This window comes from Psychromonas aquatilis, from assembly GCF_038155185.1.
Taxonomy (GTDB): Bacteria; Pseudomonadota; Gammaproteobacteria; order Enterobacterales; family Psychromonadaceae; genus Psychromonas; species Psychromonas aquatilis.
In genome coordinates this window covers 1-231 of sequence record NZ_JBAKAZ010000263.1, presented here as the reverse complement: position 1 = coordinate 231, position 231 = coordinate 1, and the positions used below count along the sequence as shown (strand labels likewise).

The 231-nt window shown below is 34.6% G+C and carries 1 pseudogene; it reads left to right on the top strand.

Annotated elements, in window-relative coordinates:
• A pseudogene (locus V6256_RS15515) lies at positions 1–141 on the top strand (3-dehydroquinate synthase); the annotation flags it as partial.
• Positions 142–231: the final 90 nt, after the last annotated feature.

Below are 231 nucleotides of genomic sequence, written 5' to 3'. Positions count from 1 at the left end.
ATTCCATTCGTGCAAATACCGACCACTTTTCTTTCTCAAGTAGACTATTCAGTTGGTGGTAAAACAGCAGTTAACCACCCACTTGGTAAAAAAATGATCGGTGCTTTTTATCAACCTCAAGCTGTTGTGATTGATATTGAATGATTAAAAACTTTACCTGATCTTGAGTTTGCAGCTGGTATGGCTGAAGTTATTAAATAATGCATCATTTATGACAAAGCATTTATTACT